We start from the raw sequence: 14203 nt of genomic DNA on the forward strand, positions 1-14203 counted from the left end.
ATAGTTTGGTTAAATTAATTTACCAAAACCCATTCACCTTTTTGAATTAAAGGAATTGCTTGTTTAAATTTTACAACCTTTTCTTCTCCACTCATTACATTTTTAATAGTAACGCGTTCATTTCTACCAATTTTTGGTTGTTCTCTCACAACAGTTTCTACAGGTTCTGAAGATTGCTGACGAGAATTTTGAATGGCTTGTTCTGTGGTATTTTGCACATCAGCTTTACTAGTACTTAAGTTTTCTCTTTTTTGCTGACGAGCTTCAGATATCTGATTTCTATCTTGTGCAGGTAATTCACCTTTGAATAAGAAAGATAAAACCTCTCTATTAATCTCGTCTACAGTTCTCTTAAACAATTCAAAAGCTTCAAACTTATAGATTAATAAAGGATCTTTTTGCTCATAAGATGCGTTCTGTACAGATTGTTTTAAATCATCCATTTTACGTAAATGATCCTTCCAGTTTTCATCTATAATTGCAAGTGTAATATTCTTTTCGAAATCTGTAACTAAACTTTCACCTTCAGTTTCGTATGCTTCTTTTAAATTGGTAACAACTTGTAAAGATTTAATTCCGTCTGTAAAAGGTACTACAATACGTTCGTATCTATCACCTTCATTTTCGTATACATCTTTAATTACAGGGTATGCCAATACTGCATTTCTTTCAATCTTATCTTTGTAATGTTTAGTTACAATATCATACAATTGATCTGTAATTTCTTTTTCTGATAATTTGTTGAACTCATCTTCAGAAATAGGTGAAGTCATAGAAGAAAAACGAATTAATTCAAATTCGAAATTCTGAAAATCTTTAACTCCTTTATTTTTTTGAACAATAGCTTCGCATGTATCGTAAATCATATTTGCAATATCTACTTGCAAACGTTTACCATCTAACGCATTTCTTCTTCTTTTATAAACAAACTCACGTTGAGCGTTCATAATATCATCATACTCTAACAAACGCTTACGAATACCAAAGTTGTTTTCTTCTACCTTTTTCTGCGCTCTTTCAATAGATTTAGAAATCATAGAATGCTGAATTACTTCACCTTCTTTAAGGCCCATTCTATCCATCATTTTAGCAATTCTATCTGAACCAAATAAACGCATTAAATTATCGTCTAAAGCTACATAGAATTGAGAAGAACCAACATCTCCCTGTCTTCCTGCACGTCCTCTAAGCTGTCTGTCAACACGCCTAGAGTCATGTCTTTCTGTACCAATTATAGCTAAACCACCAGCTTCTTTTACTTCCTGAGATAGTTTAATATCTGTTCCACGACCAGCCATGTTTGTTGCAATAGTAACAACACCAGGTTTACCTGCTTCTGCTACAACATCTGCTTCACGCTTGTGTAATTTTGCATTTAAAATATTATGTGGAATTTTACGCATTTGTAACATTCTACCTAATAATTCAGAAATTTCTACTGATGTTGTACCTACTAAAACAGGTCTTTTTTCAGCAACTAAATTTACGATATCGTCTATAACTGCGTTGTATTTTTCACGAGCAGTTTTATAAACTAAATCATCTTTATCATCTCTTGCAATTGGCTTATTTGTAGGAATTTCTACAACATCTAATTTATAGATTTCCCAAAATTCACCAGCTTCTGTAATGGCTGTACCTGTCATTCCAGAAAGTTTTCTATACATTCTAAAATAGTTCTGTAGAGTTACAGTTGCAAAAGTTTGTGTAGCATCTTCAATTTTTACATTTTCTTTAGCTTCAATTGCTTGGTGTAAACCATCAGAATAACGACGACCATCCATGATACGTCCTGTTTGTTCATCAACAATCATCACCTTGTTTTCCATCACTACATACTCAACATCTTTTTCAAAAACAGTATATGCTTTTAAAAGTTGATTCATGGTATGAATACGTTCGCTCTTAATACTAAAGTCTTTATACAAGTCTTCTTTTAAAACTGCTTTTTCTTCTGCAGTTTTTTCAAGAGCATCAATTTCACCAACTTTTACACCAATATCTGGTAATACAAAGAAGGTGTCATTATTCGTTTTTTCTGATAAATGTGCAATCCCTTTATCAGTTAAATCAATCTGATTGTTTTTTTCTTCTACAACAAAGTATAAATCTTGATCTATTTCTGGCATCAATTTATTATTATCTTGCATGTAGGTATTCTCTGTCTTTTGCAGAATTTGTTTAATACCTTCTTGAGATAAAAATTTTATTAATGCTTTATTTTTTGGTAGACCTCTGTGAACTCTTAGTAACAATTTACCACCTTCTTTTTCATCGCCTTCTGCTAATAATTTCTTAGCTTCTGCTAATACTTTTACCAAGTTTTGCTTTTGTAAAGACACTAAATCTGATACTAAGGGTTTTAGCTCGTTAAATTCATGTACATCACCTTTTGGTACAGGACCTGAGATAATTAAAGGTGTTCTTGCATCATCAATTAATACAGAATCTACCTCATCTATAATTGCATAATTTGGCGCTCTTTGTACCAAATCGTCTTTAGAGCTAGCCATATTGTCTCTCAAATAATCGAAACCAAATTCGTTATTTGTACCATAAGTAATATCTGCATTATAGGCTTTTCTACGTGCATCTGAGTTTGGTTGATGAAAATCGATACAGTCTGTAGATAAACCATGAAATTCAAAAATAGGAGCCATCCAAGCTCTATCACGTTTTGCCAAGTAATCATTTACGGTTACTACATGAACTCCATTACCAGTTAAGGCATTTAAGTAAACAGGTAGTGTAGAAACTAACGTTTTACCTTCACCTGTCATCATTTCTGCAATTTTACCTTGATGCAAAACAGAACCACCAATTAATTGCACATCATAATGAATCATATCCCAAGTTACAGGCTTACCTGCAGCATCCCAAGAATTGGCCCAATACGCTTTATCATCTTCTAGAGAAACATTGTCTTTTTGTGCAGATAGTTCTCTATCAAAAGGAGTTGCAGTAACCTCTAATTCTTCGTTTTCTACAAAACGTTTTGCAGTTTCTTTAATAACAGCAAATGCCTCTGGCATAATATCTGCCAAAACTTTTTCTGATATCGTATATGCTTCGTCTTTTAAAGCATCTATTTCTGCATAAATATCTTCTTGTCTGTCTATATCTGCAGCTTTAGCCTCTGCCTCTAAAACAGTAATTTTATCATCTAAGGTTTTTGTAGCTTCTTTTATTTTTTCTTTGAAGGCTAAAGTTTTTGCTCTTAACTCATCATGAGAAAGATTAGCAATCTCTGCTTCAAATTTCTTAACATTGTCTACAATTGGCTGTAATAATTTTAAATCTTTCTCTTGCTTATCACCAACAAAGAGCTTTATTACTGAATCTAATATACCCATTATCAAATTTTTTTATCAGTTAAAATTAACTGTATTATGTGTTTTACATCAATAAAATTCTATTTGATTTTTTTCTACAAAAAAGCAGAAAAGAAAACAAAAAAAAAGCCTCTTTAGAGACTTTTTATATTTTTATTGAGTTTAGTATTCGTCCTCATTCCAAAGATAATCATCTTCAGTTGGATAATCTGGCCAAATTTCTATAATTGAATCATAAGCATCACCTTCATCTTCAATGTCCTGTAAATTTTCAACAACTTCTAAAGGAGCTCCAGTTCTAATAGCGTAATCTATTAATTCGTCTTTGGTTGCTGGCCAAGGTGCATCTGCTAAATAAGATGCTAATTCTAACGTCCAATACATTTCTTATTGTTTAATTTTTGTGCAAAAATAATTTTTTTGCTGAATTATGCAAGTCTTTTTTAAGAAATATAACATCAATAAAAAAAGAACTTAATTATTTTTGGTAGGAATCCATTTAATTTCGTCTACCCGTAGTTGTTTAGACAACATTCGTGCCAACACAAAAAGGTAGTCAGAAAGTCGGTTTAAGTATTTTAAAATGTCAGAATTTATAGTTTCTTCGTCATTTAACTCAACACACAAACGTTCTGCTCTTCTACAAACACATCTTGCTACGTGACAGAATGACACAGCCTGATGTCCTCCAGGTAAAATAAAATGCGTCATTTGAGGAAGCTCAGCATCCATAGCATCAATCTTGTTTTCTAAATATTGAATAGAGTTTACATTTACCTTAGGTATATTTAAACGTTCTTTTCCAGATTTTAACGTTTCTTTTTCTGGTGGAGTAGCTAACATAGCTCCTAAAGTGAACAATTCGTTCTGAATATTTAATAAAGTTTCTTTAGTGGCTTCATCTATATCTTGATCTTTAATTAAACCAATATAAGCGTTTAATTCATCTACAGTTCCATAACTATCAATTCTTAAATTGTATTTTTTAACTCTTGTACCACCAAAAAGTGCAGTTGTACCTTCATCACCAGTTTTAGTATATATTTTCATGAATTGTTTGTATTATTTACAAAGGATCAAAGTTACGAACTTTATAGGTTTAGATATGTTAAACTCTTATTATAAAATGCTCTTTGGCTTGTTCAGGTCTTAAGAAGATTAATCCGTAAAAATAATTGTTTACAGTTACTATATTTTCTGTGTCTTTAATGAAGTTTAACCAAGTTGATGTATTCTGTTTTTTTTTGTATATGTCTGTAATTATGATAATTAAATCTTTTTTTAAGTCGATAAACTGTAGTTCATCCACATTTATGAAAACTATTTTAAAGTTATCATTTTCTGTATTTTTAACTTTATCACTTGCAAAGTAAATTTGCTCTACTTCGAAATAATTGATAATTTTTGAAAGTATTTTTACTTTTTTCTTACTTAATTTTTGAAGCTCTACATTCTGCTCAATTAAACTAGATTTTTGTGATTTTTTGTAAAGACCTTTAGTTACAAAGTTGTAAACAAAAGGAGAATGAACTCCATGTTGATTGGTAGATTGAATTAAAAATTTTAAATAAGAGAAGAATGGATATAACATTAATCTTATTGGTTTACAAAATATTTAAGTTTTGCAAAAATGACTAAATTCGTTGTATTAAACTATAAAATAGCAAGAAATGGTTCCTAAAAATGAGTATGCACCTTATTTTGAACAGTATTTACAATTAGTAAATCAAGAAAAAAGTATAGTAGAAAATTTAGTAGCATCACAAAATGATTTTGAGCAGACACTAAGTAATATTGATACCTCAAAACATAATTTTGCATATGATAAAGGTAAGTGGACCTTAAAAGAATTGATACAACACACCATAGATACTGAACGCGTTTTTATTTATAGAGCCTTATGTTTTGCTAGAAATGATAAAACAGATTTACCAGGTTTTGATCAAGATATATTTACACAAAATGACAATGCTAACCAAAGGGAATTTGATGAGTTATTGAACGAAATGAAGGTGGTTAGAGAAAGTTCTATTGCACTTTTTAAGAGTTTTTCTGATGAAGCATTTCAAAGAATTGGTGTAGCTTCTAATAATAAGATGTCTGTTAGAGCTTTAGGTTATTTATTTTCTGGACATCAAATACATCATTTAAACATAGTTAAAGAAAGATATTTGTAACTTTGTGGTATATATTTTTATACAATGGAATTACCTAAATTTTTATTAGCAGATAACAGTCAGTACCCAGAAGATATTTTTGTACTGCATACAGAGTTTCCTAGATTCATGATTAATCTAAAGGATGATGAAGTAGAGTGGTTTGAAGATTTAACAGGAGAAAATGAAGAAGATATTGCTACAGAATTGGCTGTTTTAATGGATAAAGCAGGCGAATTCTATGATGAGGAAATGAAAAATTACGAATAAAAAAAAGCCCAATTTAGTTACTTAAAACTAATATTGGGCTCCAACTAACCAACCAGTTGTTATTTTAATTTCAGTTTTACAGGAACTTTGTAAACTTCTCCCTGTTTTGCGCCTACAGCGTTTAATTTTTTATAGTTTAATTTATTCTTTACGTAAGTATTAAACTCAGTTTGATTGCAATCAACAGTTAAAATGACAATTTCATTTTCTTTGTTAATCATAAATGAAACTTCAACTTTTTCTGCTTTTTTAAATTCGATTGGAATTTTTTTACCAAGCATAGAAACTATTTCAGTTCTAATTTCTTTGGTTACTTTAGAAGGGTTTTTCTCTGATGCTGATGTAGCAATTACGGTTGATAAGCTAAGAGCAATAATGGCGATGATTGATTTTAAATTTCTCATAATAAGTGTGTTAAGTTAAACGTATATCAATAAGACTTGAGAATTTTAAAAACGTTTCAGCAAAAAGTGCACTTTAGTAATTTCTTAACATCATTTAACTGAAATTAAGAATTTTACTAAGTTTTATTAAGAAAGTTTAAGAGACGAGTTGCTACTTATTTAGCCTTTTCTACCAACTCAATTTTATTAAGTGTAGTTTTTGTAGTAAAAACACCGTAATTAATGGTAACGTTTTTTCTGTCTATTTTATCTATGGTACCAACAGAGTTAGAATCTATGATTCTTACTCTATCATTTAGTTTATAAACGTATTCAGATTTTGCTTTTGCAATTTTAGCTTCTTCTTTTTTCTTTTCTTTTCTAACTTCAACTACTTTTTCTAAAACCTCTTTTTCTACCTTTTTAATTACTTCTTGAATTTGTTTTTCTACAACTTTGGCTTTGTGTTTTTGAGATTTTGTCTTTGGCTTAATTGGGTTCTTCTTGGCATGTTTTACTTTTTCATCTGCAACCCATTTATTAAAGCTCGCATTTAATTGCTTTTTATTATTGGTCTGAAAGTATTTATTTAATAGCTCATTAACCTTTCTACCCAGAGAAAGCATTTTTTGATTTTTATCATAAAGTTCTTGAAAACCAGATAACTTTTCTTGAATTCTCAATTCTTTCTCCTGTAAACTTTCTAAATGTTCTTTACCTTTTTCTTTTTGGTTTTCTAAACTATCAGAAGTTTTTTGTAAACGATTTCTTTCTTTCTGCAATTTAGAAATGGTTTTATCTAGACGTACTTTTTCTGTTTCCACACGTTTTTTAGCTTTATTTATTAAGCTAAATGGTATACCATTTTTCTGTGCAACTTCAAAAGTGAATGAACTACCAGCTTGACCTATAAAAAGCTTGTATAAAGGCTCTAAAGTGCGCTCATTAAACTGCATGTTTGCATTGGTTACATTATCTAATTCATTGGCTAGAACCTTAAGGTTAGAGTAGTGGGTTGTAATAATTCCGAATGCTTTTTTATTATAAAATTCTTCTAAGAAAATCTCGGCTAAAGCTCCACCTAATTCAGGATCTGACCCTGTACCAAATTCATCAATTAAGAACAACGTATTTTCATTACATTTTCTCAGAAAGTATCGCATGTTTTTTAAGCGATAGCTGTATGTACTTAACTGGTTTTCTATAGATTGATTATCACCAATATCAGTTAAAACAGTATCAAAAATATAAGTTTCACTTCGTTCATCAACAGGAATTAAAATTCCACTTTGCACCATAATTTGAAGTAAACCTATGGTTTTTAGAGTAATACTCTTACCACCTGCATTTGGTCCTGAAATTACAATGATCTGCTGTTGCTCATCTAGATGAATGGTTTGAGCTACCGTATTTAATTTTTGTTCCTTATTTTTTTTCCATAAAACAGGATGATAGGCATCTTTAAAAAAGATTTTCTTTTCCTTAGAAATTTTAGGCAGAATTGCATCCATATCTTGAGCATATTTGGCTTTTGCACCAACAGCATCTAAATGAATTAAAAATTCTAAATACTCTTCTAGCAAAGACACCATTGGTCTAATTGTATCTGCTAAAGCTCTTAAAATTTTAATTACCTCTTGTTTTTCTTCGTAAACTAAATTTTGATATTCTCTGCTGTAACCCAAAGTAGCTTGAGGAGCAATATATACAATTCCACCAGATTTTGAAGATCCTAATAAACTACCAGCAACTTTTCTTCTATTCATGGCAGAAACAGCCAAAACTCTTTGATTGTCTACAATAGTTTCTTTAATATCATCTAAATAACCTGCAGCAACTGCCTTAGATAAAGCTGATGAAAAACTAGAGCCAATTTTACCTCGAACATTATTGATATCTCTTCTAATTTGTTTTAGTGCTGAAGAAGCATTGTTTTTAACTTCACCAGAAATATCAATAATTCGTTTAATCTCATCATCTACGTAAGTAGTAAATTCTATTCCTTGAGTTAATTTATAAAATGTAGGAAATAGAACTTGAAATTTTTTAAAAAACTTAATTTGTTCGTTAACTGTAAGTGATGTAGCTGCAATTTTTAAAAAAGCATCTGTTTCAATAAAACTATTTTCAATAGCCAACCTTTTTATGCTTTCAGAAATATTATCAAAACCATGATTCGGAATTCTATTTTCGTTCTGAAATGAAGATAGGTACTCATCTACCAAATGCAATTCTTTAAATAAGTATTTTCTACTATAAATTGGTTTGGTTTCTAGTACTCTTTGTTTTCCTAAACCAGAAATACAAAACTCTGAAATGTGTTGTAATACTGTAGAAAATTCTAAATCTTGGAGTGTTTTTTCTGATATATTTTTGCTCAAAATGGTATCTTTGACTTTATTACAAAAATAAGAAACAATGCAGGTAAAAATAGCTGAACCTTGGAAAAATATTTTAAATCAAGAATTTGAGAAAACCTATTTTAAAAAGTTGGCTAATTTTGTGAAAAACGAGTATAGCCATTTTACTTGCTACCCAAAAGGTAATGATATTTTTGCTGCATTTGATTACTGCAATTTTAACGATTTAAAAGTGGTTATTATTGGGCAAGACCCTTATCATGGACCAAACCAGGCAAATGGTTTGTGTTTTTCTGTAAAAGATGGCATTGCTCACCCACCTTCATTAGTAAATATTTTTAAAGAAATTGCTTCTGATTTAAATGTTGATTATCCTAAAAGTGGCAATTTAGAAAGATGGGCAAAGCAAGGTGTTCTGTTATTAAATGCTACCTTAACAGTTAGAGCACATGAAGCTGGTAGTCATCAAAAAAAAGGTTGGGAAACTTTTACAGATGAAGTTATACAACAAATTTCTAAAGAGAAGGAAAATGTAATTTTTTTATTGTGGGGTGGTTTTGCAAAGAAAAAGGCAAAATTGATTGACAAAAAGAAGCATCACATTTTAGAGTCAGGGCATCCATCACCCTTAAGTGCAAATAGAGGATATTGGTTTGGCAACAAACACTTTTCTAAAACCAACGAAATCTTAACTTCTTTAAATAAAACTAAGATAGAATGGTAGGCAAAATGGTTTCATTGTAATAAGGCAAAAGAATTGATTCTATAATATCTTCTGTAGTATCTCTATATTCAATGTTTTTTACGGGTTCTGAGCTTAACCATTTGGCAATTTTTGGAATTCTTTTTTTATTTAATTTTTTAAGAACTGGCACACCCATTTGTTGTAAAGCTAATGCATTGCATTTTTGCTCATATTGGTTTTTCATAGGTATAACCATCAAACGTTTGCCTAAATACAAAGCTTCTGCAGGTGTTTCAAAACCTGCACCACATAAGACTCCGTTAGAAGATGCCATACTTTTTATAAAGTCAAATTCATTTACAGGATAAATAGTAATATTCTTTTTAAATATTAAACTTGTGGTTTCTCTAGAAAAAATATGCCATTTAACAATCGGAATCTGTGAAAGGATTTTGGCAATTTTATCGTGATTATATGCTGGTAAATACACAGTATAATGCCCTTTGTTAGATACTTTAGCGTTTCTAATTTTCTTTCTTATTATTGGTGTAAATATTGACGAATTGAAACTTGTAAAATGAAAACCAAACTTATTTTTAGAGGGTGCATAATATTTTAAAATCCATTTTTCTATCAAATGCTTATTATATTTTGGAGATGCATCATTCAAAACTGCATTTTGATGACTCAATGAAACCAGTTTACAGTTATTTAATTTTGCAGCCCAAGCAGAAACAGGTTCAAAATCATTCAGAATTAAATCATATTCTTTAAGAGAAAGACTTTTCACTTCCTTAAAGAATCTTCTTAAATTCATTTTTTTATAGCTGTTCCAAAAATCAATACCACCTTTTTTACCATGGGTAAAGTTTAATCCGAAGAATTTATATTTAATTGGATGATCTAGTTTTAATTCACAGTCATTCCCACTAATTAATAAATCTAGTTCGCCTTTTGCTTTTAAAAAGGGTATAATTTCTTGAGCTCTTGTGATATGACCATTTCCTGTGCCTTGTATTGCATAAAGTATTTTCATATTGTTGGTTTTTTTGTGCCTTGAATATCAAATTCTTTTAACAGCTCGTTAAATAATATATTATGATCTTTTTTCTTTTTCTTTTTTTTCTTTTTTGAAGTAAGTTCTAAGCCTTTAGCTAAATCATCTTTCTGATATTCATACAATGTCCATTCATTGTTATTGTATTCTAAAGCCGTTAAATTCTCTATCCAATCTCCAGAATTTAAATACAAAGTTTCACCCTTATTATTTTCTATTTTTCTTATTTCTGGTTGATGAATATGACCACAAACCACAAAATCGTAATTATTATCAATAGCTATGTCTGAGGCTGTTTTCTCAAAATCATTTACAAATTTTATTGCGCCTTTTACACTGTTTTTGATTTTTTTAGAAAGAGATAACTTTCCATATCCTAATAGTTTACTGCACCAATTAAAAAAGGTATTTAGAATAATTAGTAAATCGTAACCTTTACCACCTAATTTTGCTAACCATTTTGAGTGTTTCATGGTAACATCAAAAACATCACCATGAAAAATCCAGGCTTTTTTATTATCTAGATTTAAAACCAATTTGTTTACAATTTCTAAATTACCAAGCTTAAAACCTTTAAATTTTCGAAGCATTTCATCATGATTACCTGTTATGTAATACACTTCTGTTTCTTTGGTTAATAAAGAAGTAATATGCTTTAAAACATTCATATGACTTTTAGGAAAGTACCTTTTATTAAATTGCCATATGTCAATAATATCGCCATTTAATACTAATGTTTTAGGTTGGATGGTTTTTAAATAGTTTAATAATTCTTTTGCTCTACAACCATAAGTACCTAAATGTACATCTGAAATTACTACTAATTCTACTTGACGTTTTTTGATTTTTGCCATTCTTTGATGTTAAATAAAATGCAATGGAAATAGGATTATTTTAGAAGTTAATATTGTTAAAAACAATGCTTAAAACTAATTTCCTTTGCTTTGGTTTAACCAAATATAAAATGGTAATGTGTTGTTATTGTGAAGTTAAAATGATTATTGAGTAAGCTAAACTTTATGAAATTGTATAATAAATGTTTCATAAATATTAAGCAAAGAAAAATCCACTTAGAGAAGTGGATTTATTGAATTTGAAATTAAGAAACAAAAAGATTTAAACTAAATCTTTCTGCTTTACGATTGTTTGGGTAGTTACATCATCAGCCAAACCACATGAACTCGATGTGCTTCTGCAAGAAGAAAAACAAATTATTCCTAAAATACAAACTGCAATAAATACTACTTTTTTCATTCTATTTTATTTACGATTTAAAGGTACATATTTTTTATGAAATCACTAGAATTTTTCTTCTTTTCAATAACGTTAAAGGTTATCATTTTATTTTGAATGCGAGTTATTAAATTTTTTGTGATAGGTTTTTGGCTATTCCAATGAGTAATTTTTAGCCATTTTTGAATGTCTTCTAGTTTCTGCTTGTATCTCTTAGCCAATGTTTTATCTATATTTGGTATGGCTTTGAAATTACTTGTTTTAGCATTAATTATTTTTAAAACTTTTTGAACTTCTTCAAAATTATTTTCTAATATTTCATCTCTAACTGCAATTACAAAACAAGGCCAAGGAGTAGGGCAGTCATCTATTCTTCTAAAAACACCCTCATCTACCAAAGGTTTTGTGGTAAAATGCTCCCACATAAAATAATCGGCTTCTCCATTTGTTAAAGCTTCAATACCCCCTTCTAAATTTTTAATCACTTTAAATTTTAGCTTTGATACATCCCAACCTTGATTATAGGCATTTACAATGGCCATTAGGTGAGAGCCTGAGCCATACCTACTAATTGCAATAGTAGCATGTTCTAAATCAGCTATGGTTTTAAATTTAGATTTTGCACCCACATGAATACCCCAAACTAATGGTGATTTCACAAATGTTTGTACAATCTTAGAAGGATTTCCATTAGAAATATCCTTTATAATTCCTTCTGTTAATACAATTGCAATATCTACAGTGCCTTCTCTAAGTGCTTTGCACATTTGACCTGTGCCTCCAGGATAATCTTGCCAACGTAAATTTATGTTGTGTTCTGTATACTCTTTATTTTTAAGGGTTAAATACCAAGGATAATTGAAATGTTCAGGTACTCCACCAACTTTTAAATTCGTCATTTATTCAACTATTTTATCTAAGGTATAAACAATTAAATCCGCTACAACTTGTGCAGGTTTTTTACTAAAAGTACCATTTGCTCTATTTGCAATAATGGCATTCATAGATACAGCTTTATGGCCTAAAAGTTTAGAAAGTCCATAAATAGCAGAAGTTTCCATCTCTAAATTGGTAATTCTATTTCCTTCAAAATTAAAACTATCAATTTTACTATTTAAATTGGCATCTTGTAAGGCAAGTCTTAAAACTCTTCCTTGAGGACCATAAAAACCACCTGCAGTTGCTGTAATTCCTGTAAAAATGTCATCAGAAATAATTTTTTGAGCAAGTTCTTTGCTATTAGAAATAACTAAAGGTGCTGCTTTTTTAGGGCTCCAATTGGTTTGTTTTATAAAAGCATTCTCAATTTCTTGATGCGCTATTTCGTCTATTTGGTATGCTTGTAACATTCCATTTAAATCTATAGCATGAGAGCTCAATAAAAAAGAATCTACAGGAATGTTAGCTTGTAAAGAGCCAGAAGTACCAATTCTTAAAATATTTAAAGCTGTATGATCTTCCTTTATCTCTCTTGTTTTAAAGTCGATATTTACCAAAGCATCTAATTCATTTAAAACAATATCAATATTATCTGGCCCAATACCTGTAGACTGTACAGATAAACGTTTGCCTTTATAAAAACCAGTAGTTGTTTTAAATTCTCTTTTTTGCGTTGTAAATTCAATACTATCAAAATGTTGTGTAATTTGATCTACTCTGTCTTGATCTCCAACAAAAATAATATCATTTGAAATATGTTCTGGTCTTAAATTAAGATGATAAATACTTCCATCAGGATTTAAGATTAATTCAGATTCTTTTATAGGCATTTAAGAGGTAATTTGTAAAAGCTTATTTGCTTTGTTGTAATGCAAAAAGCTATATTTTTTAGTACCACCAAGATAAGAATTGTCATTTCTTAATTGGGCGTAATAATTTATTTGATTTTCTAAAACCTGTTTTCCTTTTTTGCTTATTTTGATTGGATTAAAAGAGGAAAAAAGACTTTTTAATTCATTAATGCTATTCGCATATTGGATATCACCAAAACCATAATCGTTTTGTTTTAATAGTTCACCTACTAATTTATCTTTAGATTTAGGTAACTTTTTGGCTGCAGTATTAAGAATTCTATTTTCAACTTCATTTAATCCATTTTCAACAGAAGGAAAACGTTTTAAATGCATTTCTATAGCTGATGCTAAATATTGAAAAGGAGAGTTGCTTTTTATTTTATAGAATGTTTCTAATCTTAAAGGAGAATCTGAACAATACAATTGCCAAATATAATCTGCATAGGCAATATCATCATCTGTGAGTGAAATTCTTTTAGTAAAATGATTCTGTATTTGATTTTCATTTAAATCTACTAATGAAAACATCTTTTTTGAATTGCCTACTTTACCACTACAAACTAAAGAAATATGATAACCCTTTCTATAACGTTTTAACCAACTTAAAACTGCAATCATATTAATTTGACAGAACAAATCGTACTCAAACCACAACACAATTTCTGTATGATCTTTTTTGTTACATAGCGCTCTATATTCTTTGAGGGTATAATCAATAAATTTTTTCTTACTTACATTATATGATGATTTTAGAAATTGAAATCTGTTTTTCCAAAAAGATTCGCTTCCCACATCTGTAGTAGTTTTACCTTCACAAAGCATTTCTCTCCAAGTAATAAATTCACCCGAAAACTGTAAACTTTTTAGATAATTTGTTGTGCTATCACCATTGGTAATATGTAAAATTGATGCCCCCATAATTTAATAACAAAAA

Annotated in this window: 15 protein-coding genes; 3 read left to right on the forward strand and 12 right to left on the reverse strand. The window is 29.6% G+C overall.

Annotated elements, in window-relative coordinates; genetic code table 11:
* Positions 1 to 14 precede the first annotated feature (14 nt).
* The 4 genes from secA to MED152_RS13320 form a co-directional block, all read right to left on the reverse strand.
* Complete coding sequence (gene secA / locus MED152_RS00760; RefSeq protein ID WP_015479929.1) at positions 15 to 3353, reverse strand: preprotein translocase subunit SecA; 3339 nt, start codon at positions 3351 to 3353, stop codon at positions 15 to 17.
* 141 nt (positions 3354 to 3494) lie between these two features.
* Positions 3495 to 3716, reverse strand: coding sequence for a DUF2795 domain-containing protein (locus MED152_RS00765; protein ID WP_015479930.1), 222 nt, complete (start codon positions 3714 to 3716; stop codon positions 3495 to 3497).
* A gap of 90 nt (positions 3717 to 3806) precedes the next feature.
* Positions 3807 to 4382 (reverse strand): cob(I)yrinic acid a,c-diamide adenosyltransferase, encoded by a 576-nt coding sequence (locus tag MED152_RS00770; RefSeq protein WP_015479931.1) that lies wholly within the window; start codon positions 4380 to 4382, stop codon positions 3807 to 3809.
* Positions 4383 to 4440: 58 nt separating this feature from the next.
* Complete coding sequence (locus tag MED152_RS13320) at positions 4441 to 4923, reverse strand: hypothetical protein (protein WP_015479932.1); 483 nt, start codon at positions 4921 to 4923, stop codon at positions 4441 to 4443.
* A gap of 79 nt (positions 4924 to 5002) precedes the next feature.
* Here MED152_RS13320 and MED152_RS00780 point away from each other — a divergent pair, with 79 nt between their 5' ends.
* Positions 5003 to 5509, forward strand: coding sequence for a DinB family protein (locus MED152_RS00780; RefSeq protein WP_015479933.1), 507 nt, complete (start codon positions 5003 to 5005; stop codon positions 5507 to 5509).
* 24 nt (positions 5510 to 5533) lie between these two features.
* Positions 5534 to 5758 carry a hypothetical protein gene (locus tag MED152_RS00785; protein WP_015479934.1) on the forward strand — a complete coding sequence of 75 codons (225 nt, stop codon included), beginning with the start codon at positions 5534 to 5536 and terminating at the stop codon, positions 5756 to 5758.
* A gap of 59 nt (positions 5759 to 5817) precedes the next feature.
* On the opposite strand, the gene MED152_RS00790 is transcribed toward MED152_RS00785, so the two are convergent.
* Together MED152_RS00790 and MED152_RS00795 are read right to left on the reverse strand one after the other, a co-directional pair.
* Positions 5818 to 6162: a hypothetical protein gene (locus MED152_RS00790; RefSeq protein ID WP_015479935.1), complete on the reverse strand. Its 345-nt coding sequence runs from the start codon at positions 6160 to 6162 to the stop codon at positions 5818 to 5820.
* Between the two features lie 155 nt (positions 6163 to 6317).
* On the reverse strand, positions 6318 to 8522 hold the full coding sequence (locus tag MED152_RS00795) for a DNA mismatch repair protein MutS (RefSeq protein WP_015479936.1): 2205 nt from the start codon (positions 8520 to 8522) through the stop codon (positions 6318 to 6320).
* Positions 8523 to 8559: 37 nt separating this feature from the next.
* Here MED152_RS00795 and MED152_RS00800 point away from each other — a divergent pair, with 37 nt between their 5' ends.
* On the forward strand, positions 8560 to 9225 hold the full coding sequence (locus MED152_RS00800; protein WP_015479937.1) for a uracil-DNA glycosylase: 666 nt from the start codon (positions 8560 to 8562) through the stop codon (positions 9223 to 9225).
* On the opposite strand, the gene MED152_RS00805 is transcribed toward MED152_RS00800, so the two are convergent.
* From MED152_RS00805 to MED152_RS00825, 6 genes are all read right to left on the reverse strand, one after another.
* Complete coding sequence (locus MED152_RS00805) at positions 9209 to 10222, reverse strand: glycosyltransferase family protein (protein WP_015479938.1); 1014 nt, start codon at positions 10220 to 10222, stop codon at positions 9209 to 9211. The genes MED152_RS00800 and MED152_RS00805 overlap by 17 nt on opposite strands.
* Complete coding sequence (locus MED152_RS00810; RefSeq protein ID WP_148284822.1) at positions 10219 to 11088, reverse strand: UDP-2,3-diacylglucosamine diphosphatase; 870 nt, start codon at positions 11086 to 11088, stop codon at positions 10219 to 10221. Before MED152_RS00810 ends, MED152_RS00805 begins: the two co-directional genes overlap by 4 nt.
* A 271-nt stretch (positions 11089 to 11359) precedes the next feature.
* On the reverse strand, positions 11360 to 11497 hold the full coding sequence (locus MED152_RS13700; RefSeq protein ID WP_015479940.1) for a hypothetical protein: 138 nt from the start codon (positions 11495 to 11497) through the stop codon (positions 11360 to 11362).
* A 17-nt stretch (positions 11498 to 11514) separates the two neighbouring features.
* Entirely contained in the window at positions 11515 to 12375 is an 861-nt protein-coding gene (locus MED152_RS00815) for a substrate-binding domain-containing protein (protein WP_015479941.1), read from the reverse strand.
* A complete protein-coding gene (locus MED152_RS00820; RefSeq protein ID WP_015479942.1) occupies positions 12376 to 13245 on the reverse strand; it encodes a nucleoside phosphorylase in 870 nt (289 codons plus the stop codon). It abuts the gene before it with no gap.
* The gene (locus MED152_RS00825; RefSeq protein WP_015479943.1) at positions 13246 to 14187 is read right to left on the reverse strand and encodes a DUF1835 domain-containing protein; all 942 of its coding nucleotides are present in this window, start codon (positions 14185 to 14187) and stop codon (positions 13246 to 13248) included.
* Between the last annotated feature and the right edge of the window lie 16 nt (positions 14188 to 14203).

Source organism: Polaribacter sp. MED152 (genome assembly GCF_000152945.2).
Classification (GTDB): domain Bacteria; phylum Bacteroidota; class Bacteroidia; order Flavobacteriales; family Flavobacteriaceae; genus Polaribacter.

Excerpts from the sequence above, each read along its gene's own strand:
- MED152_RS00800 (WP_015479937.1), top strand. The coding sequence starts at position 8,560 with ATGCAGGTAAAAATAGCTGAACCTTGGAAAAATATTTTAAATCAAGAA.
- MED152_RS00815 (WP_015479941.1), bottom strand. The coding sequence starts at position 12,375 with ATGACGAATTTAAAAGTTGGTGGAGTACCTGAACATTTCAATTATCCT.
- MED152_RS00825 (WP_015479943.1), bottom strand. The coding sequence starts at position 14,187 with ATGGGGGCATCAATTTTACATATTACCAATGGTGATAGCACAACAAAT.
- MED152_RS00780 (WP_015479933.1), top strand. The coding sequence starts at position 5,003 with ATGGTTCCTAAAAATGAGTATGCACCTTATTTTGAACAGTATTTACAA.
- MED152_RS00805 (WP_015479938.1), bottom strand. The coding sequence starts at position 10,222 with ATGAAAATACTTTATGCAATACAAGGCACAGGAAATGGTCATATCACA.
- MED152_RS00785 (WP_015479934.1), top strand. The coding sequence starts at position 5,534 with ATGGAATTACCTAAATTTTTATTAGCAGATAACAGTCAGTACCCAGAA.
- MED152_RS00820 (WP_015479942.1), bottom strand. The coding sequence starts at position 13,245 with ATGCCTATAAAAGAATCTGAATTAATCTTAAATCCTGATGGAAGTATT.
- MED152_RS13700 (WP_015479940.1), bottom strand. The coding sequence starts at position 11,497 with ATGAAAAAAGTAGTATTTATTGCAGTTTGTATTTTAGGAATAATTTGT.
- MED152_RS00770 (WP_015479931.1), bottom strand. The coding sequence starts at position 4,382 with ATGAAAATATATACTAAAACTGGTGATGAAGGTACAACTGCACTTTTT.
- MED152_RS00765 (WP_015479930.1), bottom strand. The coding sequence starts at position 3,716 with ATGTATTGGACGTTAGAATTAGCATCTTATTTAGCAGATGCACCTTGG.
- secA (WP_015479929.1), bottom strand. The coding sequence starts at position 3,353 with ATGGGTATATTAGATTCAGTAATAAAGCTCTTTGTTGGTGATAAGCAA.
- MED152_RS13320 (WP_015479932.1), bottom strand. The coding sequence starts at position 4,923 with ATGTTATATCCATTCTTCTCTTATTTAAAATTTTTAATTCAATCTACC.
- MED152_RS00790 (WP_015479935.1), bottom strand. The coding sequence starts at position 6,162 with ATGAGAAATTTAAAATCAATCATCGCCATTATTGCTCTTAGCTTATCA.